Annotated in this window: 1 protein-coding gene; it reads left to right on the top strand. The window is 76.2% G+C overall.

Translation table 11 applies throughout. The features are described 5' to 3' along the window. The coding region (locus tag PROKR_RS03320; protein ID WP_157601857.1) for an ABC transporter ATP-binding protein at positions 1-1,550 on the top strand (1,550 nt) is incomplete at both ends.

Genomic DNA, 1,550 nt, shown 5'->3' with positions numbered 1-1,550 from the left:
CGTCGTCGTACGCCGCGGTGGTCACCGGGCGGATGGCCGCTGACCCGGCGCGGGACACGTTGATCCTGCTCGCGGCGGTGAGTGCCGCCGTCGTGGCGCTGGACGCCGTGACCTGGCTGGTGGTGCAGCGCGGCGTGGCCCGCGCGGAGGCGGTCCTGAGGTCCGACCTGGCGGCGGCCGCCCTGGGCCAGCCGCTGCCCGCACTGGAGGACCAGGCGGTGGGCGAGCTCCTGGACCGGGTCAACAGCGATCCGCAGCGGCTCACCCGGGCGATCAGCGGGATCGGCATCACGCTGGGCCAGGCGGGGATCAGCCTCGTGGTCGGGTGGGTGGCCGCGGGCCTGGTCTGGTGGCCGGCCTGGTTGGCGTTCCCGCTGGTCGCGGCTGCTGTGCTGGTGTTCGCGCGCCGGTCGGCGCGGCCGCTGCGCGACCTGAGCAGGCGCAGCTCGGAGGCAGCCTCGGAGCACATGGCGCAGTTCGAGGAGGCCGTGGCGGCCCGGGACGACCTGCGCACCGCTCAGGGGCAGCCGTACGTGTTGCGGCGGTACGCCGAGCTGGCTGCGCGCCAGATCCGGCTCCGGGAGGAGTGGTCGGTGGCGTTCTCGCGCGTGCGGCTGCGCACGGAGCTGCCGCTGGACGCCCTGGTGGGCGCGGTGCTCGTGGGCGGGGTCTGGGCTGTGACCGGCGGGGCGCTCGACCTCGCGCGGCTGGTCACGCTGTGGCTGCTCGTGACGGGGTTCGTCGGCCGGGTCGACGTGCTCGGCCGGTTGCTGCCCCGGGTCGAGGAGGCGATCGGCACCTTCCACCGCGTACGCGACCTGCTGGCCGCACCGCAGGAGCCCGAGGGCGGCGCGCCGTTCCCCGTCCGGGCGGGCGGCGTCGAGGTCGAGCTGCGCGACCTGACCTTCTCCTACGGCGGGGGCTTCGCCCTGGGCCCGCTGTCCCTGACAGTCCCGGCAGGCACCACGTGCGCGCTCGTGGGGCGTACGGGCTCGGGCAAGACGACGCTGACCAAGGTGCTCTCCCGTGCGGTCGACCCGCCCGCGGGCACCGTGTTCCTGGACGGCCGGGACATCACCGGCCTGGACGTGCACGGGCTGCGCACGCGCGTGGGCGTCGTGGGTCAGCGCACGGAGATCCTCGCGGCGACCCTCGCCGACAACATCACGCTGTGGGCGCCCGTCCCCGCCGCCCGGGTGGAGCAGGCGGTGGACGCGCTCGGCCTGCGGGCCTGGGTCGCGTCGCTGCCCGACGGCCTCGCGACGCGCCTGGGGTCCGACGGGGTGACCCTGTCCGCGGGCGAGGAGCAGCTCGTGGCCTTCGCGCGGCTCCTGGTGCGCGACGTCGAGGTGGTCGTGCTCGACGAGGCCACCGCCCGCATGGACCCCGCGACGGCGGAACGGGTCACCCTGGCCGCGCAGGCCCTCCTGGCAGGGCGGACGGCGATCGTGGTGGCGCACCGGCTGCCCACCGCACGCCATGCCGACACCGTGGCCGTGCTGGACGGCGGCCGGCTCGTGGAGCACGGGGCCTGGGACCGCCTCGCGGCC

It is taken from the genome of Promicromonospora kroppenstedtii DSM 19349, assembly GCF_000515355.1.
GTDB classification, from domain to species: Bacteria; Actinomycetota; Actinomycetes; order Actinomycetales; family Cellulomonadaceae; genus Promicromonospora; species Promicromonospora kroppenstedtii.
Note: the sequence above shows the minus strand (reverse complement) of the source record. Positions and strands in the feature narration are given on the sequence as shown.